The organism is Streptomyces sp. NPDC052396 (assembly GCF_044593195.1).
Classification (GTDB): Bacteria; Actinomycetota; Actinomycetes; order Streptomycetales; family Streptomycetaceae; genus Streptomyces.
This window is the reverse complement of the sequence record NZ_JBIUAW010000008.1, coordinates 55369-78336: the sequence shown is the minus strand read 5'-3', so window position 1 is coordinate 78336 and position 22968 is coordinate 55369. Positions and strand designations below refer to the sequence as shown.

At 70.7% G+C, this 22968-nt stretch carries 23 protein-coding genes and 1 riboswitch; of the genes, 16 read left to right on the top strand and 7 right to left on the bottom strand.

The window, feature by feature from the left end; all coding sequences use genetic code 11:
• Positions 1–238 precede the first annotated feature (238 nt).
• On the top strand, positions 239–1735 hold the full coding sequence (locus ACIHFE_RS21795; RefSeq protein ID WP_400108854.1) for an amino acid permease: 1497 nt from the start codon (positions 239–241) through the stop codon (positions 1733–1735).
• A 57-nt stretch (positions 1736–1792) separates the two neighbouring features.
• Here the strand turns inward: ACIHFE_RS21795 and ACIHFE_RS21790 are convergent, their stop codons facing one another.
• Positions 1793–2911: an FAD-dependent monooxygenase gene (locus ACIHFE_RS21790; protein WP_400108853.1), complete on the bottom strand. Its 1119-nt coding sequence runs from the start codon at positions 2909–2911 to the stop codon at positions 1793–1795.
• A 162-nt stretch (positions 2912–3073) separates the two neighbouring features.
• Here ACIHFE_RS21790 and ACIHFE_RS21785 point away from each other — a divergent pair, with 162 nt between their 5' ends.
• The 4 genes from ACIHFE_RS21785 (at position 3074) to efeB (ending at position 8132) form a co-directional block, all read left to right on the top strand.
• Positions 3074–4051, top strand: a complete 978-nt coding sequence (locus tag ACIHFE_RS21785; RefSeq protein WP_400108852.1) for a TetR/AcrR family transcriptional regulator C-terminal domain-containing protein — start codon at positions 3074–3076, stop codon at positions 4049–4051.
• Between the two features lie 50 nt (positions 4052–4101).
• Positions 4102–4557: an Lrp/AsnC family transcriptional regulator gene (locus ACIHFE_RS21780; RefSeq protein ID WP_109278803.1), complete on the top strand. Its 456-nt coding sequence runs from the start codon at positions 4102–4104 to the stop codon at positions 4555–4557.
• A 160-nt stretch (positions 4558–4717) separates the two neighbouring features.
• Positions 4718–6781 (top strand): iron uptake transporter permease EfeU, encoded by a 2064-nt coding sequence (gene efeU / locus ACIHFE_RS21775; protein WP_400108851.1) that lies wholly within the window; start codon positions 4718–4720, stop codon positions 6779–6781.
• Between the two features lie 67 nt (positions 6782–6848).
• Positions 6849–8132 carry an iron uptake transporter deferrochelatase/peroxidase subunit gene (gene efeB, locus ACIHFE_RS21770; protein WP_400108850.1) on the top strand — a complete coding sequence of 428 codons (1284 nt, stop codon included), beginning with the start codon at positions 6849–6851 and terminating at the stop codon, positions 8130–8132.
• Between the two features lie 19 nt (positions 8133–8151).
• Here efeB and ACIHFE_RS21765 read toward each other — a convergent pair whose 3' ends face one another.
• The gene (locus tag ACIHFE_RS21765; RefSeq protein WP_400108849.1) at positions 8152–8631 is read right to left on the bottom strand and encodes a DUF2269 family protein; all 480 of its coding nucleotides are present in this window, start codon (positions 8629–8631) and stop codon (positions 8152–8154) included.
• A gap of 123 nt (positions 8632–8754) precedes the next feature.
• Between ACIHFE_RS21765 and ACIHFE_RS21760 the strand changes: the two genes are divergently transcribed.
• The gene (locus tag ACIHFE_RS21760) at positions 8755–9207 is read left to right on the top strand and encodes a MarR family winged helix-turn-helix transcriptional regulator (RefSeq protein WP_400108848.1); all 453 of its coding nucleotides are present in this window, start codon (positions 8755–8757) and stop codon (positions 9205–9207) included.
• A gap of 6 nt (positions 9208–9213) precedes the next feature.
• Here the strand turns inward: ACIHFE_RS21760 and ACIHFE_RS21755 are convergent, their stop codons facing one another.
• Entirely contained in the window at positions 9214–9753 is a 540-nt protein-coding gene (locus ACIHFE_RS21755) for a hypothetical protein (RefSeq protein ID WP_400108847.1), read from the bottom strand.
• A gap of 282 nt (positions 9754–10035) precedes the next feature.
• On the opposite strand from ACIHFE_RS21755, the gene ACIHFE_RS21750 reads away from it, so the two are divergent.
• Both ACIHFE_RS21750 and ACIHFE_RS21745 read left to right on the top strand, forming a co-directional pair.
• Positions 10036–10839 carry a carbon-nitrogen hydrolase family protein gene (locus tag ACIHFE_RS21750; protein WP_400108846.1) on the top strand — a complete coding sequence of 268 codons (804 nt, stop codon included), beginning with the start codon at positions 10036–10038 and terminating at the stop codon, positions 10837–10839.
• Positions 10840–10904: 65 nt separating this feature from the next.
• Positions 10905–12602: a flavin monoamine oxidase family protein gene (locus ACIHFE_RS21745; protein WP_400108845.1), complete on the top strand. Its 1698-nt coding sequence runs from the start codon at positions 10905–10907 to the stop codon at positions 12600–12602.
• 7 nt (positions 12603–12609) lie between these two features.
• Here ACIHFE_RS21745 and ACIHFE_RS21740 read toward each other — a convergent pair whose 3' ends face one another.
• The 3 genes from ACIHFE_RS21740 to ACIHFE_RS21730 form a co-directional block, all read right to left on the bottom strand.
• On the bottom strand, positions 12610–13242 hold the full coding sequence (locus ACIHFE_RS21740) for a DUF5995 family protein (RefSeq protein WP_400108844.1): 633 nt from the start codon (positions 13240–13242) through the stop codon (positions 12610–12612).
• Positions 13243–13246: 4 nt separating this feature from the next.
• On the bottom strand, positions 13247–13369 hold the full coding sequence (locus tag ACIHFE_RS21735) for a hypothetical protein (RefSeq protein WP_400108843.1): 123 nt from the start codon (positions 13367–13369) through the stop codon (positions 13247–13249).
• Between the two features lie 67 nt (positions 13370–13436).
• Positions 13437–14840: a uracil-xanthine permease family protein gene (locus ACIHFE_RS21730; RefSeq protein WP_400108842.1), complete on the bottom strand. Its 1404-nt coding sequence runs from the start codon at positions 14838–14840 to the stop codon at positions 13437–13439.
• A gap of 219 nt (positions 14841–15059) precedes the next feature.
• Here ACIHFE_RS21730 and ACIHFE_RS21725 point away from each other — a divergent pair, with 219 nt between their 5' ends.
• Complete coding sequence (locus tag ACIHFE_RS21725) at positions 15060–15746, top strand: hypothetical protein (RefSeq protein ID WP_400108841.1); 687 nt, start codon at positions 15060–15062, stop codon at positions 15744–15746.
• A 128-nt stretch (positions 15747–15874) separates the two neighbouring features.
• Here ACIHFE_RS21725 and ACIHFE_RS21720 read toward each other — a convergent pair whose 3' ends face one another.
• A complete protein-coding gene (locus tag ACIHFE_RS21720) occupies positions 15875–17071 on the bottom strand; it encodes an MFS transporter (RefSeq protein WP_400108840.1) in 1197 nt (398 codons plus the stop codon).
• Positions 17072–17228: 157 nt separating this feature from the next.
• Positions 17229–17359: riboswitch (FMN riboswitch) on the top strand.
• 163 nt (positions 17360–17522) lie between these two features.
• Between ACIHFE_RS21720 and ribD the strand changes: the two genes are divergently transcribed.
• The 7 genes from ribD to hisG all read left to right on the top strand — a co-directional run bounded on the left by ribD (position 17523) and on the right by hisG (position 22968).
• A complete protein-coding gene (gene ribD, locus ACIHFE_RS21715; protein ID WP_400108839.1) occupies positions 17523–18626 on the top strand; it encodes a bifunctional diaminohydroxyphosphoribosylaminopyrimidine deaminase/5-amino-6-(5-phosphoribosylamino)uracil reductase RibD in 1104 nt (367 codons plus the stop codon).
• A gap of 3 nt (positions 18627–18629) precedes the next feature.
• Positions 18630–19250: a riboflavin synthase gene (locus tag ACIHFE_RS21710; protein WP_400108838.1), complete on the top strand. Its 621-nt coding sequence runs from the start codon at positions 18630–18632 to the stop codon at positions 19248–19250.
• Positions 19247–19891 carry a nicotinamide riboside transporter PnuC gene (locus tag ACIHFE_RS21705; protein ID WP_400108837.1) on the top strand — a complete coding sequence of 215 codons (645 nt, stop codon included), beginning with the start codon at positions 19247–19249 and terminating at the stop codon, positions 19889–19891. Before ACIHFE_RS21710 ends, ACIHFE_RS21705 begins: the two co-directional genes overlap by 4 nt.
• 83 nt (positions 19892–19974) lie before the next feature.
• The gene (locus tag ACIHFE_RS21700; RefSeq protein ID WP_400108836.1) at positions 19975–21255 is read left to right on the top strand and encodes a bifunctional 3,4-dihydroxy-2-butanone-4-phosphate synthase/GTP cyclohydrolase II; all 1281 of its coding nucleotides are present in this window, start codon (positions 19975–19977) and stop codon (positions 21253–21255) included.
• A gap of 25 nt (positions 21256–21280) precedes the next feature.
• Positions 21281–21766, top strand: coding sequence for a 6,7-dimethyl-8-ribityllumazine synthase (ribH, locus tag ACIHFE_RS21695; RefSeq protein WP_400108835.1), 486 nt, complete (start codon positions 21281–21283; stop codon positions 21764–21766).
• Between the two features lie 33 nt (positions 21767–21799).
• A complete protein-coding gene (locus tag ACIHFE_RS21690; protein ID WP_109278790.1) occupies positions 21800–22069 on the top strand; it encodes a phosphoribosyl-ATP diphosphatase in 270 nt (89 codons plus the stop codon).
• Between the two features lie 50 nt (positions 22070–22119).
• The gene (gene hisG, locus ACIHFE_RS21685) at positions 22120–22968 is read left to right on the top strand and encodes an ATP phosphoribosyltransferase (protein ID WP_400108834.1); all 849 of its coding nucleotides are present in this window, start codon (positions 22120–22122) and stop codon (positions 22966–22968) included.

Genomic DNA, 22968 nt, shown 5'->3' with positions numbered 1-22968 from the left:
CATGCAATGAACAGTCGTTCTTGACGTGCAGACGCAACGATCATGCGGGCATGCGCAAGAATGGTGCATTACGAGCGCAGGTCCCCTCCCCATAAGGTCCTGCGCAGTACGTGGAGTGGCGGGTACCGCTTCTCGCGGTCCCCCTCTTTTCCTCCGGGTTGCTCGTCCTGCCGATGCCCCGTGGGCGGCCGCTTGGGTACCGGTGTTCCACCGGCAGCGAGGAAACGGAGCGACCCCAGTGTTGGACCAAGGCACAGCGGCCCCCGCCACCGGCGAGGACCAGCGGTCCCCCCGCCCGTCCAGCGGATTCGGCGGCCGCATGATGCGGCGCAAGCCGGTCGAGCGACTGGTCGCCGAGGGCGGCCATGGCGAGGGCGGTACGCTGCGCCGTTCGCTGGGCATGTGGCAGCTGACGATGATCAGCATCGGGGCCACCCTGGGCACCGGCATCTTCGTGGTGCTGGGCGACGCGGTGCCCAAGGCCGGTCCCGCGGTGATCATTTCCTTTGTGATCGCCGGTGTGACCGCGCTGTTCTCCGCGCTGTCCTACGCCGAACTGGCCGGCTCCATCCCGGTCTCCGGCTCCTCCTACTCCTACGCCTATGCCACCCTCGGTGAGCTGGTGGCCTGGATCTGCGGCTGGTGCCTGATCCTGGAGTACGGCGTCTCGGTCGCGGCGGTGGCCGTGGGCTGGGGCCAGTACCTCAATGAGCTGCTGGACGGCACCATCGGGGTCACCATCCCCGGCTGGCTGGCCAACCCCCCTGGCCACGGTGGGTACTTCAACCTGCCGGCGCTGCTGGTGGTGCTGCTCTGCATGGCCTTCCTGCTGGGCGGCGCCAAAGAGAGCGCCCGGGCCAACACCATCATGGTGTGTGTGAAGATCGCCGCGCTGCTGCTGTTCTGCGCGGTGGCCTTCCAGGGCATCAAGTCCGGCAACTACAAGCCCTTTATGCCGCTGGGCATCGCGGGTGTCAGCCACGCCGGAGCCTCGCTGTTCTTCTCCTACATCGGCTTTGACGCCGCCTCCACGGCCGGCGAGGAGGCCAAGGACGCCCAGCGCGACCTGCCGAAGGCGATCATGCTCTCGCTGCTGATCGTCACCACGCTCTACTGCCTGGTCGCCGCCGTCGCGGTGGGCGCCATGCCGTGGAAGCAGTTCGACGGGGCCGAGGCCGCGCTCGCCGGGATCATGAAGGATGTCACCGGGCAGAGCTTCTGGGCGGTGATGCTGGCGGCCGGCGCCGTGATCGCCATCGCCAGCGTGGTGCTCACCGTGCTCTACGGCCAGACCCGCATCCTGTTCGCCATGGCCCGGGACGGCCTGGCGCCCAAGGTCTTCGCCAAGGTGCACCCCAAGACCGGGGTGCCGCGCGCCAACACCGTGATCGTCTCGCTGTTCTGCGGTCTGCTGGCCGCCGCCATCCCGCTGGACCAGCTGGCCGACGCCACCAGCATCGGCACCCTGTTCGCCTTCGCGCTGGTCAATATCTCGGTCATTGTGCTGCGCCGCACCCGCCCGGAGATGAAGCGGAGCTTCAAGGTGGCGCTGGGTCCGGTGTTCCCGCTGATCGGCTTTGCGCTCTGCGTCTACAACATGGTCAATCTGCCCGGCATCACCTGGCTGACCTTCGCGGGCTGGATGGCCGTCGGCCTGGTCATCTACTTCCTGTACGGGATGAAGTCCTCGCGGCTGGCCCGTGAGGCATCGGAGACGGTCACCCTGGAGGGCTGAGCGCCATCCGGCAGCTGTAAAGGGCCCGCGCGGGATCCGCGCGGGCCTTTTTGCCCGTCAACGGTCCAGTGCGATCGCGGACTTGGCCTCCTCCAGCGCGTCCTCGGACGGAGCGTTGTCCAGGTTGTGGAGCGCCAGTGCCTGGTTGAGCGCCACATAGGGCCGCATCCGCGCCTCGTACCGGGCGAACGCGGCAGGGTGGCCGGCGCCGTCCGCGCTCAGCTCGTCGGCCAGGATGTACGCGCCCACCATCGCCAGGCTGGTGCCCTGGCCGGAGAGCGGCGAGGGGCAGTACCCCGCGTCACCGACCAGTGCCACCCGGCCGGTTGACCAGCGGTCCATCCGGACCTGGGCCATGGAGTCGAAGTAGAAGTCCGGGGAGCGGCGCATGGCGCTCAGCAACCTCGGGGTCTCCCAGCCCACTTGGGACAGCCGCTCGGTCAGCAGGCTCTGCTGCTGCTCGGTGTCCCGGTGGTCCATGGCGACCGGCGCCGAACGGAAGCCCAGGGTGATCCGCAACTGGCTGTTGTCGCGTACCGGGTAGACGCAGTAAGTGGCCTCCCGCTGCCCCTTGTTGAGCCAGATCTCCCAGTTGTCAAGCCCCAGGAAGTTCTCGGCGCTGAACACCGCCACATAGGAACCCATGTGGTGCACAAATTCCCGCTCCGGGCCGAAGGCCAGCGCCCGCGTCCTCGAATGCAGGCCGTCCGCGCCCAGCACCAGACCGAAGCGCTGTGAGCCGCCGCTCTCGAAGCCGGCCAGGACGCCGTCCGGCCGGTCCTCCAGGGTGGTCAGTGAGTCACCGAAGACAAATGCGGCGCCCGCCTCGCGCGCCCGCTCGTACAGCAGCGCGGTGAGATCCTCACGCAGCAGCTCGATGTCCTCGTTGTCCAGCCGGCCGCCGCTGAGGGTCATCTCGGTCGAGCGCCACAGTTCATTGCCCTGGCCGTCCAGCATGGCCATGCCGCGCAGCCGGGTGCGGGCGAGCGCGGCCCGCTCCCGGATTTCCATCCGGTCGAGCACCGACAGCGCCACCCCGCGCACATCGATGGCCTGACCGCCCGGGCGGATGTCGGGCGCCCGTTCGACGACGGTGACCTCATGGCCGTGGCGGCGCAGCCAGTAGGCGAGCGTGAGTCCGGCGACGCTGGCGCCGGAGACCAGAACCGAGTACATGGGTCCTCCCCCTCAGTACGGTGTACGCGACTGAATGTACGACGTACGCGCGACCTCGCCAAGTGCCTGTCCAGCAGCCTGACATAGAACAGTTCGCTGGCTGTGCAGGCGAGTGCGCTGGTAGTCTCTGTGCTAGTACAGGACAGCAGGGGGACGAAAAAAATGGCCGCAGCATCGGTTCCGCCGTACCTGCGGATCGCCGCCGCGATCCGCAAACGCATCGCCGAGGGCGAGCTGGCGCCCGGCGACCGGGTGCCCTCCACCCGGCAGATCGCCCGGGAGTGGCATGTGGCCCTGGCCACCGCCGCCAAGGTGCTGACCACCCTGCGCCAGGAGGGTCTGGTGCGGGCCGAGCCACGGGTGGGCACCGTGGTGGCGGCCGCCACGCCGCCGGCCACGGCCGCCCCGGCCCGTCCCCGGGCCGCCGTGGCCTCCGAACGGGAGCTGACCCGTGAGCGGATCGTGCGGGCCGCCATTGAGATCGCCGACCGGGAGGGGCTGGCCGCGCTGTCCATGCGGGGAGTGGCCGCCCGGCTGGGTGTCGCCGTGATGTCGACCTATCGCCATGTCAATGGCAAGGACGATCTGATCCTGCTGATGGCCGACACGGTCCTGGCCGGCACCACGCTGCCCGCCGAGGCCCCGGCCGACTGGCGGGCCCGGCTGGAGACCGGCGCCCGGACGCTCTGGGCCGTTCACCGGGCCCACCCCTGGCTCGCCCATATCGGCCCGCTCACCCGGCCGCTGGCGCTGCCCTCGCTGCTGTCCTACTCCGAGTGGAACCTGGCCGCGCTCGACGGTCATGGCCTCGATATGACCACCATGTTCAACCTCAATGTGCTGCTCTACGGCTATGTCCAGGGCATCGCCGTCCATCTGGAGCGCCAGGCACAGGCCGAGAGTCTGACCGGGATGACGGAGAACGAGTGGCTGGACGCCCAGGCCGGAACCCTGGTGGCGCTGGCCGCCACCGGCCGCTACCCGACCTTCGCCAAGGTCGTGGAGAGCTTCGCCGAGACCGGCTACGACCTCTATCTGGACGAGCTGTTCGAGTTCGGCCTGGGGCCGCTGCTGGACGGCATGGCCGCGCTGATCGAACGCCGGGCCATGCTCGGGTCGGAGGCCGGGCCGGACGCGTGATCTACTTTTCACCGGTACCGCAGTTTTCCGCAGAGAAGTGATCCGCCCCCGTGCGACTGAACGAGCTCGACGAACGCATCGTCCACGCCCTGGCCGAGGATGCCAGGCGTTCCTACGCCGACATCGGCGCGGAGATCGGCCTGTCCGCCCCGGCGGTCAAGCGGCGCGTCGACCGGCTGCGTGCCGAGGGTGCCATCACCGGCTTCACGGTCCGGGTGGATCCGGCGGCGCTGGGCTGGGAGACCGAGGGCTTTATCGAGCTCTACTGCCGGCGCAACACCTCGCCGGAGGCCATCCACCGGGGTCTCTCGCGCTATCCGGAGGTGGCGTCGGCCTCCACGGTCACCGGCGAGGCCGACGCCCTGGTCCAGATCTTCGCCTCCGATATGCGGCACTTCGAGCGGGTGCTGGAGCGCATCGCGGGCGAGCCCTTTGTGGAGCGCACCAAGTCGGTGCTGGTGCTGTCACCGCTGCTGCGCCGGTTCAGTTCGGGCGCACCCTCCTGAGCCGTTACCTCCCTGAGCAGTGCAAATGTGATTTTTTGACTACGCTTCCGTAGACAACTAAGGTCCACCTCATTAAGGTATGGCTTCGCTAACCAGGGCGACCGGCAGTCGGTGGCACGGGACTTGACCATGCGCCATCACGGCTGCGGGGAGGGACACCATGTGGGATGACGCTTTTCCAAGCTTTCTGATCGGACTTCGGGAAGGCCTGGAAGCCGGCCTCATCGTCTCCATCCTGGTCGCCACCCTGGTGCGTGCCGACGCCAAGTCCCGTCTGCCGCAGGTGTGGACGGGCGTGCTGGCCGCGATAGCCCTGGCCATGAGCTTTGGCGCGGTGCTCACCTTCACCGCCGCCAACCTCTCCACCACCGCCCAGGAGTCCTTCGGCGGCTCGCTGAGCGTCATCGCCGTCGCCTTTGTCACGGCCATGGTGTTCTGGATGCGCCGCTCGGCCCGCAATCTCTCCGGTGAGATCAAGGAGAAGGTCACCAGCGCGCTCACCATGGGCGCCGGCATGCTGATCGTCACCTCCTTCCTGGCCGTGGGTCGCGAGGGCCTGGAGACCGCGCTGTTCCTGTGGACCACCGCCCGCGCGGCGGGCGAGTCCGCCGGGCCGCTCACCGGCGCCGGCATTGGACTGGTCATCGCGGCGGGGCTGTGCTGGGGCCTGTACCGCCGGGTGCTGAAGATCAACCTGTCGAAGTTCTTCACCGCCACCGGTGTGGTGCTGATCGTCATCGCGGCCGGCGTACTGGGCTACGGTCTGCGCGACCTCCAGGAGGGCGGCACCCTCCCGGGCAAGACCGCCTTCGCCTTCGACCTCAGCCCGCATATCGACGCGAGCTCCTGGTACAGCACCCTGGTCCAGGGCGTCTTCAACCTCACCCCGGCCATGACCTGGCTCCAGGTGGTCGCCTACGCCGGTTATCTGGCCGTGGTGATGACGCTGTTCATCCGGGGCGTCCGGGCCACGGCCCCCAAGACACCCAAGACCCCCAAGCCCGCGAAGGCCGAGCGGGCCACGGAGTCCGAGGGCGATGGACCCGCCGGGGACGCCCGGGCACGCCGCCGCCCGGCCTGGGTGATCCCCGCCGCCGTGGTCGCGGTGCCCGCCGTGGCCGCCGGAGCGGTGGTCGCCTTCAGCGGCGGCAAGCCCGCCGGAGCCCAGACCGTGGCCGTCTCCGAGAAGGAGTGCGGCAAGGGCTTCACCGCCCCCAGGCCCGGCCGGCAGACCTTCCAGATGCACAACACCGGTGACAAGGCATCCGAGGTCTATCTGATCGACCCGGCCAGCAACGCGGTCTACGGCGAGATCGAGGGACTCGCCCCCGGCACCACCCGCGACCTGGTGGCCACCGTGGGCGGCGGCCAGTACGCCTGGCGCTGTGTGCCCACCGGCGGCAAGGCGGTCACCTCCGCCGCGGTGCGGGTCAGCGGCGGCGGCAACGTCAAGGCCGTGGCCCCGGTCTCCGAGGAGGACCTGGCCGCACCGCTCGCCGCCTACAAGAACTATGTCAACCAGGGCCTGGGCACGCTCACTTCGCAGACCCAGAAGCTCAGCGACGACATCCACGGCGGCGACCTTGACGCCGCCCGCGCCGACTGGCTCACCGCCCACCGCACCTACTCCTCCCTCGGCGCGGCCTACGGCACCTTCCAGGACTTCGACCAGAAGATCAACGGACGCAAGGACGGCCTGCCCGACGCGGAGCGCGACAAGGACTTCGCCGGCTTCCACCGCCTTGAGTACGGGCTGTGGCACGGCCAGTCCGCGGACGACCTGCGCGGCCCGGCCGAGCAGCTCACCAAGGACGCCGACGGACTGCGCAAGGCCTTCCCCACCCAGGACTTCGACCCGGGCGACCTGCCGCTGCGCACCCACGAGATCCTGGAGAACACCCTCCAGTTCGAGCTGACCGGCGACACCGACGAGGGCAGCGGCACCAACCTGGCCACCGCGGACGCCAACCTGACCGGCACCCGCGAACTCCTGGACGTCCTGCGCCCGTTGCTCGCCAAGCGCGACCCGGCCCTGCTCACCCGGGTCGACGGCGACATCGCCCGGGTGCAGAAGCTGCTGGACGCCGCGCACCACGACGACAAGTGGACCCCGGTGGACCAGCTGGACGCCGGCACCCGGGCCCGGCTCAACGGGGCCACCGGACAGCTGCTCGAGCACCTGGCCCCCGTGCCCGACCTCCTGGAAATCCGCAAGTCCGCCTGATGCACCGCCGATTGACGCCCTGCCGACTGACGCACGGCCGACGCACCGCCGCGAAGGGAACCATGCCATGACCGCCGACTCGGACCTCACGCCGGGCGGATTCGCTCCAGGACGCCGGGGCTTCACCAAGACGGTGCTGGGCGCGGGCGCGGCCGGCGCCGCCCTGGCGGGCGGGGGCTTCGCCCTGGGCCGGACCGTCACCGGCACCCCGGCCCAGGCCGCCGAGAGCGAGGTGCCCGGAGACCATGGGAAGGTCCCCTTCCACGGTGCCCACCAGGCGGGCATCACCACCCCGCAGCCCGAGGCCGCCAGCTTTGTCTCGCTCAATGTGATCGCGGACAACCGCAAGGAACTGGCCGAGCTCTTCCGGACCATCACCGAGCGGGCCCGCCTGCTGACCGCCGGCGGAGCCCCGGAGGACCTGGGCGTGGGCGCCCCGCCCGCGGACAACGGCATCCTGGGCCCCACCGTCCCGGCCGAGAAGCTGACCGTCACCCTGGGCGTGGGGGCCTCGCTCTTCGACGGCCGCTTCGGCCTGGAGAAGGCCAAGCCGCGCAAGCTCACCCCGATGCGCACCTTCCCCAACGACAATCTGCGGGCGGCCGAGTGTCACGGCGACCTCTCGCTGCAGATCTGTGCCGCGCGGCAGGACGTGGTGCTGCACGCGCTGCGGGACATCGCCCGGCACACCCGCGGGGCCATGCAGATCAAGTGGCGGGTGGACGGCTTCCAGAACGCGCCGCGCCCGACCGGCGCCCAGCGCAATCTGCTGGGCTTCAAGGACGGCATCGTCAACCCGGACACCGGCTCCGGGCGGGAGATGGACCAGCTGGTCTGGGTCACCGAGCGACTGGGCGAGCCGGCCTGGGCGGTGGGCGGCAGCTACCAGGTGATCCGCATCATCCGGATGCTGGTGGAGTTCTGGGACCGGGTCTCGCTGGCCGAACAGGAGAAGATGTTCGGCCGCCGCAAGGACACCGGGGCTCCGCTGGACGGGGCCAAGGAGACCGATATCCCGCGCTACTCGGCGGACCCCAAGGGCCAGGCCATCCCGCTCAACGCCCATATACGGATGGCCAACCCGCGCACCGCCAAGACCGACGACTCCCGGATCCTGCGCCGCGGCTATAACTACGACCGGGGCGTGGACAACGTCGGCAACCTCGACATGGGCCTGGCCTTCTGCTGCTACCAGCAGGACGTCCAGCGCCAGTTCGAGGCCACCCAGGAGCGGCTGAAGGACGAGCCGCTGGTCGACTACATCTCGCCGACCGGCGGCGGCTACTTCTTCGCCCTGCCCGGTGTCCGGGACGCCGACGACTGGCTGGGCCGCGGCCTGCTCGCCGGCTGAGCCCGGCGCGGGCGGGGAGCTACGCGCCGGTGCTGGAGCCGGGGCGGAAGACCATCAGGACGGTGACCACCGCCCAGGCCAGCGAGAACAGCCCGGTGATCATGGCCAGCCGGGGCAGGGTGGCCGCGGCGGCCGATCGCGCGGCCTGGTCATCGGCGTGCTCGTCCAGGACGTCCATCACGGCGTCCTGGCTGAAGACGGTGAAGGCCAGCAGGCCCGCGGCGACCGCGGTCAGCGCCATGGAGGCGATCATCCAGCTCTGGCCCAGCGAACCCATCAGCTGGGCGGTGACCACGCCGAGGGCGGGCACGAGCAGCGAGATCCCGGCATAGACCCGGGTGACCCGGTGCAGTACCCGCACCGCGGCTACCGCCGAGTCCCCGCCCTCGGGGGCCAGCGCCTGGCGGGCATAGCGGGGGAAGAGGCTCGCGGCGACCGTGGCCGGGCCTATCAGGATGATGGCCGCCAGGACGTGGAGGCTGAGCACGAGCTTGGTCATGGCGCATGGCTCCCATTGGTTTCAGTCCGGCTTAAACGTCAGGACGCTAGCATCCGAGGGCGGCCGCCCGGATGGCGGGTGTGCCGCGGTGACGGTGACGGACACGGGAGCGGGGGAGCGGACTTGGCGGAGGACCAGCGGCTGTCACTGACGCTGATGCTGATCGGCGTGGGCCGGTTGGTACGGGAGGAGGCCGACCGCTCCCTGGAGGCCGCGGGCGACGGCCACTCACTGCGGCTGATGAGCGCCCTGGGACATCTGGCCCATGAACCGGGCCTGTCCTACAGCGAACTGGGCCGGCGGGCCGGGATCACCGCTCAGAGCATGCAGGCCACCGTGGGCCGGCTGGAGCGGGCCGGCGCGGTGAGCCGGACCTCCCCCTCGGGCCGGGGGAGGACGGCCGTGCTCCGGGTGACCGAGCACGGCCACCGGATGCTGGACGAGATGCGCCGGACGCTGGCGGCGGTGGAGGAACCTCTGCTGGCCGGGCTGTCGGCGGAGGAACGAACGGTCCTGGCCAAGGCGCTGTCGACGGTGGCCGCCCAGCTCTCGCCGGCCGGCCCCGGCCGCCGCTAGCGGGCCTCACAGCTTGGGCTGCCACGGCACCACCGTGATGTGCCCCTTCTCCACCACCTCATAGGGCGCCGAACTCACACACTTGGGCAGGTTCTTGGTGGCCACCAGGTCCTGGGCCGAGGTCCAGCTGTGGCCGAGCCGCTCGCGCCCACCGAGGTCCTGGACGGTGAAACCGACCCGGACCCCCTTGGCCCCCTGGACATCGGACTTGACGATCACCCCGGTGGCCACCGCCGTCCTGCCACCGGTGAGCAGGCAGTCGATCCGTCCCTCCGCGAAGCCGTGTACGCCATTGGGGAAGCGATGGCTGAAGCGGAAGCTGCCCTTGGCCTGGTCGTAGAAACCATGGGCGTCAAAGGAGAAGCGGATGTCATCCCCCTTGGACCGGTAGAGCTTGGCGGAGCCGGTGAGGCTGGGTGCCTTCGGCGGCCGGGCTCCGTCCCCGGAGGAATCGAAGGCCACGGCCGACCCCGTCGCCGAGGCGGCGAGCAGCAGGGCACCGCCGATGGCGGCGGCCCGGACACGGAATCGCGACAAGGGGTTCATCACAAGCCTTTCGAAGGGGTGCTGGGCCGGCGGTCGATCCGGCCCGCCACCAAGATCCCGCCCACCCGCGCCCCCGGACATCCGCCCGGGTGCTGACCGTCCTCCACCCAGCGGCGGAGCGGCTCGGCCCCCCGGCGGCACCCCTGTGCAACGAATCGCCGCAAGTGCCGCCAAAGGCGCAATGAATCGACCGCTGCCACGCAACATCCGCGCCTTGTCGCACCCCGATTTCCGGCCGTACCGTCAAGGCGCTTAACGAAATCCTGTTGAAGACGAGGACTTATGACGCCGCTGCGTATCGCACTGTTCCAGGGCCCCAGCGGCGTTCCCTCCTCCACCGCCGAGAGCCTCCACGCCCTGGAGAACGCCGCCCGCCGTGCCGCCTCGGGCGGAGCCCGGCTGCTGCTCACCAATGAGCTCTACCTCACCGGCTATGCGCTGGGCGCCGAGGTCCGCGACCGCGCCGAAGCAGCCGATGGCCCCTCCGCCCGGGCGGTGTCCCGCATCGCCGCCGAGCACGGCCTGGCCATCTGCTACGGCTACCCCGAGCGCGAGGGCGAGCGGCTGTTCAACTCCAGCGCCCTGACCGGCCCGAGCGGCGAACCGCTGGCCCACTACCGCAAGACCCATCTCTTCGGCGCCTATGAGACAGCCCACTTCACCCCCGGCGAAGTCCCAGTGGTGCAGGCCGAGTTGGACGGCGTCCGGCTGGGCCTGCTGACCTGCTACGACGTGGAGTTCCCGGAGCCGGTGCGGGCGCATGCCCTGGCCGGCACCGAGGTACTGCTGGTACCCACCGCGCTGATGCGGCCCTATGAGATCGTGCCGCAGACCGTCGTCCCGGCCCGCGCCTGGGAGAGCCAGCTCTACATCGCCTACGCCAACCGGTGCGGACCGGAAGGCGACTTCACCTTCGCCGGACTGTCCTGCCTGGCCGCCCCGGACGGAACCGTCCGGGCCCGGGCCGCCGCCGACCGCCCCGACCTGGTTCTGGGCGACGCCGACCCACAACTGGTCAGGACCTCGCGAGCCGAGAACACCTACCTCACCGACCGCCGTCCCGAGCTGTACACCTCGCTCCTCTGAGCACCCCGCCGGCAGCTCACACCCCCAACACCCCCTGTCAGTCCGTCAGTAGGAGAGTCCAGCCGATGACGTCCACGGTGCCCACCGCCGTCCACGACGAGCAGCTCCCGGCCGAGCCGCCCATCACCATGTTCGGGCCGGACTTCCCCTTCGCCTATGACGACTTCCTGGCCCACCCGGCCGGCCTGGGCCAGATACCCGCCACCGAGCACGGCAATGAGGTCGCTGTGATCGGCGGCGGTCTGTCCGGCATCATCGCGGCCTATGAGCTGATGAAGATGGGCCTCAAGCCGGTCGTCTATGAGGCCGACCAGATCGGCGGACGGCTGCGCACCGTGGGGTTCGAGGGCTGTGAGGGCGACCTGACGGCCGAGATGGGCGCCATGCGCTTCCCGCCGTCCTCCACCGCCTTCCAGCACTACATCGACCTGGTGGGCCTGGAGACCAAGCCCTTCCCCAACCCGCTGGCCCCCTGCACCCCCTCCACCGTGGTGGACCTCAAGGGCGAGTCCCACTACGCGGAGAGCATCGACGATCTGCCCCAGGTCTACCGCGATGTGGCCGCCGCCTGGAACGCCTGCCTGGAGGAGGGCGCCGACTTCTCCGCCATGAACCGGGCCATGCGGGAGCGCGATGTGCCGCGCATCCGGGAGATCTGGGCGAAGCTGGTCGAGAAGCTCGACAACCAGACCTTCTATGGCTTTCTCTGCGACTCGGCCGCCTTCGCCTCCTTCCGGCACCGCGAGATCTTCGGGCAGGTCGGCTTTGGCACCGGCGGCTGGGACACCGACTTCCCCAACTCCATCCTGGAGATCCTGCGGGTCGTCTACACCGAGGCGGACGACCACCACCGCGGCATCGTCGGCGGCAGCCAGCAGCTGCCGCAGCGCCTGTGGGAGCGCGAGCCGGAGAAGATCGTCCACTGGCCCTACGGCACCTCGCTGGCCTCGCTGCACGGCGGCGAGCCGCGCCCGGCCGTCACCCGGCTGCACCGCACGGCGGGCAACCACATCACGGTCACCGATGCCGCCGGGGACATCCGCACCTACCGGACGGCGGTCTTCACCGCGCAATCCTGGATGCTGCTCTCGAAGATCCAGTGCGATGACGAGCTGCTGCCCATCGACCACTGGACGGCGGTCGAGCGTACCCACTACATGGAGTCCTCCAAGCTGTTCGTTCCGGTGGACCGGCCGTTCTGGCTGGACAAGGACGAGGAGACCGGCCGGGACCGGATGAGCATGACGCTCACCGACCGGATGACCCGTGGCACCTATCTGCTGGACAACGGGCCGGACCAGCCCGCCGTGATCTGCCTCTCCTACACCTGGTGCGACGACAGCCTCAAGTGGCTGCCGCTGTCGGCGAACGAGCGCCTTGAGGTGATGCTGAAGTCGCTGGGCGAGATCTATCCCAAGGTCGACATCCGCAAGCACATCATCGGCAACCCGGTCACCGTCTCCTGGGAGAACGAGCCCTACTTCATGGGCGCGTTCAAGGCGAACCTGCCCGGCCACTACCGCTACCAGCGCCGCCTGTACACCCACTTCATGCAGGACCGCCTCCCCGAGGACAAGCGTGGCCTCTTCCTGGCCGGCGATGACATCTCCTGGACCGCGGGCTGGGCCGAAGGCGCGGTGCAGACCGCACTGAACGCGGTATGGGGAGTGATGCACCACTTCGGCGGCGCCACCGACGCCACCAACCCGGGCCCCGGCGATGTCTTCGACGAGATCGCCCCGGTGGAACTCCCGGAGGACTGAGGGAGATTCAGCCGAGCGGGGTGAGCAGGCAGCGGCCCACCAGGCCGACGCCGGCGTCGATCCGGTCCGCGAACTCCCGGGCCAGATCGGGCAGATGACGTATGGCCCAGAGCGTACGGAAGGCGGACCAGGCCGCACCCCGCGCGGCCTCCAGGGTCCAGGAGCCCAGCAGATGGGTCAGTGGATCGGCCACATCCAGCAGCTCCTGACCAGGCATCAGTTCTTCCCGGATCCGCTCCTCCAGGCAGACCAGCAGCTCGCCGACGCGGTCGAAGTCCTTCTCCAGATCGTGGGGTTCGGCCCCCAGGGCCCGGCAGGTGTCGGCGAGCGCCAGCGGCAGGTCATGCCCGATATGGGCGTTGATCCCGGCCAGGGCAAACTGAACCGGCCGCACACCCGGGTGGCCGCGCAGCTGGAACAGCGGCCGCCAGCAGGCCGGTGCGGGCTGCCCGGCGGTGGCATGGTCCACTGCCATGAGATAGCGCCCGGCGAAGAGCACATCCAACTCCGTGGTGGCCAGCCTGTCCTGGAACCGGCCGGCGGTCACCCGCCGGCCGACCTCCTCGGTGACCGCCAGATACACCCGGTTGAAGACGGCCACCCCGTCCCGTGGCGGTAACGCCGCTTCCAGCCCGCGCATCCGGTCAAGTACCCGGTCGATTCCGGCGGGTGCCGCCGGTGGCGCCGCCCCTGCCGTTGCTGTCCCAGCTGCCGTTGTCCCCGGTGCCGTGGTCCCCGCTGTCGTCGTCATATACAGAGAGTGACATATGAACACGGAGAGTGGGGAGAGTCGGTGCCCGGTTTACCGGAAAGAGTGAGAGCGCCGCAACAGGCTTACGGCTGCTCCGACTTGGGTTCGTCTTCCGTGACGCTGTCATAGCCGCTGGTTCCCTCGTCCAGCAGCGGCTCCTGCTGCCGGAGGTGAGCGGGGGCCAGGGCGCGCAGTGTGTGGTAGCCGGTGAGCACCACCAGGGTGCCCAGGGCGATCCCGCTCAACTCGAAGTTCTTGCCGAACTTCAGGCTCACCCCGCCGATGCCGATGATGATGCCCGCCGCGACCGGCACCAGATTGAGCGGATTGCGCAGGTCCACCTTGTTGTGCACCCAGATCTGGGCACCCAGCAGGCCGATCATGCCGTAGAGGATCACCGTGATCCCGCCCAGCACCCCGCCCGGAACGGCCGCGACCACCGCGCCGAACTTGGGGCAGACGCCGAACAGCAGGGCGAAGCCGGCCGCCGCCCAGTAGGCGGCCGTCGAGTAGACCCGGGTGGCCGCCATCACCCCGATGTTCTCGGAGTAGGTGGTGTTGGCGGGGCCGCCCACCGCGGTGGAGAGCATGGTCGCCGCGCCGTCGGCGGAGATCGCGGTGCCCAGCTGGTCGTCCAGCGGGTCCCCGGTCATCTCGCCCACCGCCTTGACATGACCGGCGTTCTCGGCGATCAAGGCGATCACCACCGGCAGTGCCACCAGCGTGGCCGACCAGCCGAAGGAGGGGGCGTGCAGCGAGGGCAGGCCGATCCAGTCGGCCTTGGACACGCCGGAGAGGTCCAGCCGCCAGTGGTCCACCGCCTGGGGACCCCCGTGCACTGAGTGGATCCTGCCGAAGAGCCGGTCCTGGATCCAGGAGAGGGCATAGCCGAAGACCAGCCCCAGGAAGATCGCCACCCGGGACCAGAAGCCGCGCAGGCAGACCACCGCCAGCCCGGTGAAGAGCATGGTCAGCAGCGCCGTCCACTGGTCCTGCGGCCAGTAGACGGTGGCCGTGACCGGCGCCAGGTTGAACCCGATCAGCATCACCACCGCACCGGTCACCACCGGCGGCATCGCCGCGTGGATCACCCGAGCGCCGAACCGGCGTACGGCCAGACCGCTCAGCAGCAGCGCTCCGCCGACCACGAAGATGGCGCCGGTGACCGCCGCGCTGCCACCGCCCTGGGCCCGGATGATGGCCGCCACACCGACGAAGGAGAGGCTGCAGCCCAGATAGCTGGGGATGCGGCCCCGGGTGGCCAGCAGGAAGAGGATGGTGGCGACCCCGGACATCATGATGGCCAGATTGGGGTCCAGGCCCATCAGCACCGGAGCCACGAACGAGGCGCCGAACATGGCCACCACATGCTGCGCGCCCAGCCCCATGGTGCGCGGCCAGGACAGCCGTTCGTCGGGCCGGACCACCGCCCCCGGCGCCGGGGTGCGTCCGTCGCCGTGCAGGGTCCAGCGCAGGCCAAGGTCCATGACCGCTCCTGAATGTGTTCGATGTGATGATCCGGACCATGTTAAGGGCGTGTCAGGAGCGCACCCGGTCCTGGATGCGCGGCCTGTCCTCCGCCGGGCGCTGCTGCGATCGGCCCAATTCCCACCCCCTAAGGCTGTACGGCCGAGACTCCAGGCTGATCATCTGTCAGTACGCGGTATGGGTCCGTTGTCAGATTTCCTGCAAACCAGGAGACATACATGCGTAAGCTCGTCGGCCGCACTGCGGCTGCTGCGATCCTTGCTACTGGCGTCATCGTGCCGGCGGCCGCCGGGGTGGCTCACGCCGCGCCGCAGTCCCCGTCCGTCGGCCAGACGGTGAGCTGGGACGACGACCACGGCCGCGATGACGGCCGGGACCGTGACCGTGACCGGGGTCGCGACCGCGGCCGGGACCGTGACCGCGGCCGTGACCGCGGCCGGGACCGTGACTGCGACCGCGGCCGGGACCGTGGCCGGGACCGGGACTGCGACCACGAACACGGCCGCCGCTGGGGTGGCCATGAGGACTGCGAAGGCTGGTTCGACTGGAACGAGTGGAACTTCTTCGGCATCGGCCACAACCGCAACCGCTGGGGCGGTGGCGGCTGCCACGGGGGCGGCGGCCTCTGGGGTGGCGGCGGTAACTGGGGTGGCGGCCTGTGGGGCGGCGGCCTCAGCAACTGGGGTGGAAACTGGGGCCGTGGTGGCGGTCGCGGTGAGGACTGCGACCGTGGCCATGGCGGCTGGGAGCGCGGTCGCGGTGAGGACTGCGACCGTGGCCGTGGCGGCTGGGACCGTGGGCGTGGTGAGGACTGCGACCACGGGCACGAGGGTGGCGGGCGTCACCACTGCAACCGTCACTTCAGCAGCGTCAACCGCGTCAACCTGTTCGGCATCTTCGACTAAGCCGGAGATTCAGCCGACGATCACCGTCTGAAACAGCCCCTTCCACCGCGGGCCGCGTACCTGGGCATCTCGCCCGGCACGCGGCCCGCAGTGGCGTGTCAGTGGTGTGTCAATGGCGTGCACCCGGGTCACTCCTCCGGGACGGGCAGTGCCGGTGCCTCCCCGGCCGGGTGGCGTACGGGCACCCCCAGCACACCCGCGGCGGCGGTCAGACCCACCGTCAGCGCCGTCACCAGGCCGAAGGAGACGGTCAGCGAGGTGGCGTCGGCCAACTGCCCAAGGGCCGAGGGAGCGACCAGGCCCGAGGTATAGGTGACGGTGGCCACCCCGGCGATGGCCTGGCTGGGGGCCGGCCCGCTGCGGCCCGCCGCGGCGAAGGCCAGCGGGACGACCACCGCGATGCCCAGACCGGTCAGCGCGAATCCGGCCACCGCCGGTGCCGGGCCCGGCGCGGTGACGACCAGCAGCCCGCCGGCGGTGGCCAGCGCGCCGCCCGCGCGCACCGTCCGTACCGCGCCGAAGCGGCGCACCGCGGCGTCGCCGGCGAACCGGGCGGCCGCCATGGTGCAGGAGAAGGCCGTGGTGCAGGCGGCCGCCAGCCCGGCGCCGGAGCCGATGACATCGCGCAGATAGACGGCCGACCAGTCCAGGCCCGCTCCCTCGGCGAACACCGCGCAGAAGCCGACCGCCCCAATGGCCAGCGCGGACCGCGGGGGCGGTGCGAAGCGCGGCGGCGGACGTTCCCCGGGCGAGGTGCGCAGGGCCGGCGCCCAGTGGCAGGCGGCCGCGCCCAGCAGGGCGAGCACGGCGGCCGCCGACGCCAGATGGACCCGGGCGTCGAGGTCCGCGTGCGCGGCCAGGGCGCCCGCGGCCGCCCCGGCCAGCGCTCCGGCGCTCCACATGCCGTGCAGCCCGGACATGATGGAGCGGCCCAGACGGTTCTCGGTCTCCACACCCAGCGCGTTCATCGCCACATCGGCCATCCCCGAGGTGGCCCCGTACACCGCCAGCGCACCGCACAGCGCGGGCAGCCCGGGGGCTGGTGCGGGCAGCGCCAGCGAGACGCACCACAGAACGGTCAGCGTGCGCAGCGCGGTGCGGGAGCCGAGACGGTGGGTGATGCGGCCCGCCAGTGGCATCGCGGCGAAGGAGCCCAGCGCGGGAAAGGCCAGGGCCAGGCCCAACTCCCCGTTGTCCAGGCCCAGATGGTCCCGGATCCAGGGAATGCGGGTGGCGAAGTCACCGGTGACCGCGCCATGCACGGCGAAGACGACGGCCAGCGCCAGTCGCGCCCGGGGCCACTGCCCCGGGTGGCAGCCGGTCATGCCGGACCCCCTTCCGTACCACCACCCCACCGCAACCAACGTGAGCTGGCACACCTTGTCAAGTCCCCGTGGACACCATGTGGCCGGGCGTCGTACGCTCGGGGGGCGTCGATCCGTGGATACCTGCCGCGGATCGGACACCGTAAATCAACTTACGCAGCGCACTCCGGGGTCGGTGAAAGTCCGAACCGGCGGTTACAGTCCGCGACCCGTCCGCAGCCAGCGGCTGGTTGACCAGGTGAAATTCCTGGACCGACGGTTAAAGTCCGGATGGGAGGCAGTGCGCGGCGGGCAGACGTCGGCCATGGTGCCGCCGCCGGTCCGGCCATCCCGCGGATATGGGGGTGGCTGTGTCGGCACAGGCGGTGTTTTCCCCGGCGTTGTACACCCGCTTTCTCGTCGTTTCCTGACGACGCCCCGGAGTCCGTGCCCGAAGAGGCAGGAGGACCCGGTGGCCACCGCGACCGAAGCAGCGGCGATGCGACGCGCCATCGCGCTCGCCGCCCGCGCACTCGGTGCGACCAGCCCCAATCCCGTCGTCGGCTGTGTCCTGCTGGACCCGGACGGCCGGACGATCGGCGAGGGCTGGCACCGGCGCGCCGGCGAGGCGCATGCCGAGATCAACGCGCTGCGCGAGGCCGCCGCCCAGGGCCATGAGGTGCGCGGCGCCACGGCCGTGGTCACCTTGGAACCCTGCAACCACACCGGCCGTACCGGGCCCTGCGCCCAGGCGCTGATCGAGGCCGGCGTGGCCCGCGTGGTCTACGCGGTGGCCGACCCCAACCCCACCGCCACCGGCGGCGCGGCCACCCTGGCCGCGGCCGGGGTGGCCACCGAGGGTGGTCTGCTGGCCGAGGAGGCCGCGGCGGGCAACGCCGCCTGGCTGTTCGCGGTCGTCCGGGGCCGCCCCCAGGTGCTGTGGAAGTACGCGTCGACCCTGGACGGCCGCAGCGCCGCCGCCGACGGCAGCAGCCGCTGGATCACCTCCGCCGCCGCCCGCGCGGATGTCCACCGGCTGCGTGCCGAGGCGGACGCGGTGGTGGTCGGCTCCGGCACGCTGCACGCCGACGACCCCCAGCTCGCCGTCCGCGGGATCGAGGGTGCCGTCCAGCCGCTGCGTGTGGTGGTGGACGCCCGGGCCACCATCCGGCCGGACGCCCGGATCCTGGACGATGCCGCGGCCACCCTGGTGGTGACCGGCGAGGACGCGGACACCCGGCACCTGCCCGGAGCGGAGGTGCTGCGGCTGCCCCTGCGCGACGGCCGCGTACCCATCCCGGAGATGCTCACCGCGCTCCACGCCCGGGGCGTGCGCTCGGTGTTGCTGGAGGGCGGGCCGGTGCTGGCCGGCGCCTTCCTGGAGGCCGGCGCCGTCGACCGGGTGATCGGCTACCTCGCCCCCGCCCTGCTGGGCGCCGGACCGGCCGCCCTGGGCGAGGCCGGCATCGGCAGCATCGGCCAGGCGCTGCGCCTCGACATCACCGAGGTCACCCGGATCGGCCCCGATCTTCGGCTCACCGCCATTCCCAAGTCTCAAGCCACTGAGGAGAACTGACACATGTTCACCGGAATCGTCGAAGAGCTGGGTGAGGTCGTCGCCGTGCAGAACCTCGGCGACAGCTCCCGGATCCGGCTGCGCGGCCCCCTGGTCACCGAGGACGCCGGGCATGGCGACTCGATCGCGGTCAACGGCGTCTGCCTGACCGTGGTCGACACCGCGGACGGCGAGTTCACCGCCGATGTGATGGCCGAGACCCTCAAGCGCTCCAGCCTGGGCGGGCTGGCCCCGGGCTCCCGGGTGAACCTGGAGCGCCCGCTGAAGGCGGACGGCCGGCTGGGCGGCCACCTGGTCCAGGGGCATGTGGACGGCACCGGAGTGATCCTCGGCCGGGAGCGCTCGGAGCACTGGGAGGTGGTCACGGTCTCACTGCCCGCCGAGCTCAGCCGCTATGTGGCCGCCAAGGGCTCGATCACCGTGGACGGGGTGAGCCTGACCGTGGTCGAGGCGGCGGAGGAGTTCTTCACCATCAGCCTGATCCCCACCACCCTCGCCCTGACCACCCTGGGCTTCAAGACCGCCGGCGACCTGGTCAACCTCGAGGTGGACGTGCTGGCGAAGTACACCGAGCGGCTGCTCGGCCACACCACCGCGGCCCGGGACGAGGAGGAGCAGGCATGAGCTCGCTGGACTGGCTGAGCGGCGAGGCCTTCGCGGCCTTCGGCCAGCATGTGATCTGGTCCGACGCCATCGGCAACACCTTTGGCCTGGTGGCCCTAGCCCTGGGCTGGAAGCGCTCCATCTGGACCTGGCCCGCCCAGTTCGTGGCCGGCCTGATACTTGTGGCCGCCTATGCCTCCGCCCAGCTCAGCGGGGGAGTGGGCAAGCAGCTGCTGGTGATCGGCGTGGCCACCTGGGGCTGGCGGCAGTGGCAGCGCGGCGGCAGTGACGGAGAGGGCGGCTCGGTGGCCGTGCGCTTCGCCACCGGGCGCGAGCGGCTGGCGCTGCTGGGCGGGACGGCCCTGGGCACCCTGGCCGTAGGCACCCTGTTCACCGCCCTGCCCCAACTGTCCTGGAATCCCTGGCCGGACGCCTATATCTTCGTCGGCACGCTCGCCGCGATGGTGGCCCAGGCCCGGGGGCTGGTCGAGTTCTGGTTCGCCTGGCTGCTGGTCGATGTGGTCGGCGTCCCGCTCGCCTTCTCCAGCGGGCTCGCCTTCTCCGGCCTGGTCTATGTGGTCTACCTCGGCCTGGTCCTGTGGGGCCTGCGCGACTGGTGGCTGCGCTCCCGCCCGAGCGCCCGTACCGCACCGGCCTTCTGATGCCCCCGCCCGGCGGACCCGACCCGACAACCGTGTTGCCGCGTGGTGCGCACGCGGCCGCCCGACGACCTTACGGAGACAGCATGACCGCCCCGCAGCACACCGCCGTGACCGGGGAACACGTCCTCGACCCGGTCGAGCAGGCCATCGCCGACATCGCGGCCGGCCGGCCGGTGATCGTGGTCGACGACGAGAGCCGGGAGAACGAGGGCGACCTGGTGATCGCCGCCGAGGCGGCCACCCCCGAGATCCTCGCCTTTATGATGAGCGAGTGCCGCGGCCTGATCTGCGTCCCCATGGAGGGCGAGGACCTGGACCGCCTGGAACTCCCGCAGATGGTCGAGAACAACACCGAGACCATGCGCACCGCCTTCACCGTCTCCACCGATGCCACCGCCGCCCATGGCATTGACACCGGTATCTCCGCCGCCGACCGCGCCACCAGCATCCGGCTGCTGGCCGACCCCGACAGCAAGCCCGGTGACTTCGTCCGGCCCGGACATGTCTTCCCGCTGCGGGCCAAGCCCGGCGGCGTCCTGGTCCGCCCCGGCCACACCGAGGCCGGCTGCGACCTGGCCCGGCTGGCCGGCTTCCGCCCGGCCGCCGCGATCGTGGAGATCGCCGGCGAGGACGGCCGGATGCTGCGCCTGCCCGAACTGACCGCCTTCGCCCGGCGGTTCGGCCTGACCCTGATCTCCATCGAGGACCTGGTCCGCTACATCAAGGCGGGCGAGCCGACGGTGCGCCGCGAGGCCACCACCCAACTGCCCACCGCCTACGGCGACTTCCGGGCCCATGGCTACCGGGCCGGCGCCGACGGAGTGGAGCACATCGCCCTGGTGATGGGCGAACTCGACGGTGCCGAGGATGTGTTGGTGCGGGTGCACTCCGAGTGCCTGACCGGCGATGTGTTCGGGTCGCTGCGCTGTGACTGCGGCCCCCAGCTGCAGGCATCGCTGCGCCGGATCGCCGAGGAGGGCCGGGGCGCCGTGATCTACCTGCGCGGACACGAGGGCCGGGGCATCGGACTGCTGTCCAAGCTGCGGGCCTATGAGCTGCAGGAGAACGGGCACGACACGCTGGACGCCAACCTGGAGCTGGGCCTGCCCGCCGACGCCCGGGACTACGGGGCCGGGGCGCGGGTGCTCACCGACCTGGGCGTGCGCTCGGTGCGGCTGATGACCAACAACCCCGACAAGACCATCGCCCTGGAGCGGCACGGTCTGAAGATCACCGGACGGGAGCCGATGCCCGCCCCCGCCGGCGAGCACAATCTGCGGTACCTGCGGACCAAGCGCGACCGCATGGGACACGACCTGCCCTGGCTGGACGCCGAGCCGGTGTCCGCCTGCGGAAACCAGTAAGCACCACAAGCCACCGAGGAGAAACATGAGCGGCAAGGGCGCACCCGAGCTGAGTGTGAAGAACTGTCAGGACCTGCGGGTGGCCGTGATCGCCGCGCAGTGGCACGAGAAGGTGATGGACGGGCTGGTGGACGGCGCCCTGCGCGCCCTGCACGAGCTGGGCATCGACGAGCCCACCCTGCTGCGCGTCCCCGGCAGCTGGGAGCTGCCGGTGGTCGCCAAGGTGCTGGCCGGCCGGGGCTATGACGCCATCGTCGCCCTGGGCGTCGTCATCCGCGGCGGCACCCCGCACTTCGAGTATGTGTGTGAGGGCGTCACCCAGGGACTCGCCCAGGTCTCCGTGGACACCGGCGTTCCGGTCGGCTTCGGCCTGCTGACCTGCGACACCGAGGAGCAGGCCGTGGACCGGGCCGGACTGGAGGGATCCAACGAGGACAAGGGCCACGAGGCGGTCTACGCCGCGGTCGCCACCGCGGTGACCCTGCGCTCGGTCTCCGAACCCTGGCACTGACACCGGCGGGGGAGGCCGTAGGGTAGGACCACCATGTCCAAGAAGACGTTCGAGGAGCTCTTCGCCGAGCTCCAGCAGAAGGCCACCGGCGATCCCGCCACCTCCCGCACCGCGGAACTGGTGGGCAAGGGTGTCCACGCCATCGGCAAGAAGGTCGTCGAAGAGGCGGCCGAGGTATGGATGGCCGCCGAGTACGAGGGCGCCGAGGCGACCGCCGAGGAGATCTCGCAGCTCCTCTACCACCTGCAGGTGATGATGGTCGCCCGGGGCATCTCGCTGGACGACGTCTACGCCCACCTCTGACCGCACGAACGCCGTCCCCCTCCCCTCCCACGCACAAAGGAACCGACCTCATGCTGCGCATCGCCGTCCCCAACAAGGGTTCTCTCGCCGAGCCTGCGGCGGAGATGCTCCATGAGGCCGGTTACCGGCAGCGCAAGGACCGCAAGGAACTGGTGCTGGTCGACTCGGCCAACGAGGTGGAGTTCTTCTTCCTGCGGCCCCGCGACATCGCGGTGTACGTGGGCTCCGGCCGGCTCGACATCGGCATCACCGGCCGGGACCTGCTGCTGGACTCCGGCTCCCAGGCCGAGGAGATCATGCAGCTGGGCTTCGCCGCCTCCACCTTCCGGTACGCCACCCGTCCGGGCACGGTCCGGGACGTCGCCGAGTTCGGCGGCCTGACCGTGGCCACCTCCTTCGCCGGGCTGGTCACCAAGCACCTGGCCGACCACGGGGTGGACGCCGAGGTGGTGCACCTGGACGGCGCGGTGGAGACCGCCATCCAGCTGGGGGTGGCGGAGGTCATCGCCGATGTGGTGGAGACCGGCACCACCCTGCGCAACGCCGGGCTGGAGGTCATCGGCGAGCCCATCCTGGAGTCCGAGGCCATCGTCATCCGGCGCGCCGGGGCTCCCGCCGACGACCCCAAGGTGCGTCAGTTCCTCCGCCGGATGCAGGGCGTCCTGGTCGCCCGCCGGTACGTGATGATGGACTACGACATCCGCGCCGAGCATGTGGAGCGCGCGGTGGCGCTCACCCCCGGCCTGGAGTCGCCCACCGTCTCCCCGCTGCACCACGAGGGCTGGGTCGCCGTCCGTTCCATGGTCCCGGCCAAGGACGCCCAGCGGATCATGGACGAGCTCTATGAGCTGGGTGCCCGGGCCATCCTCACCACCGGCATCCACGCCTGCCGCCTCTGA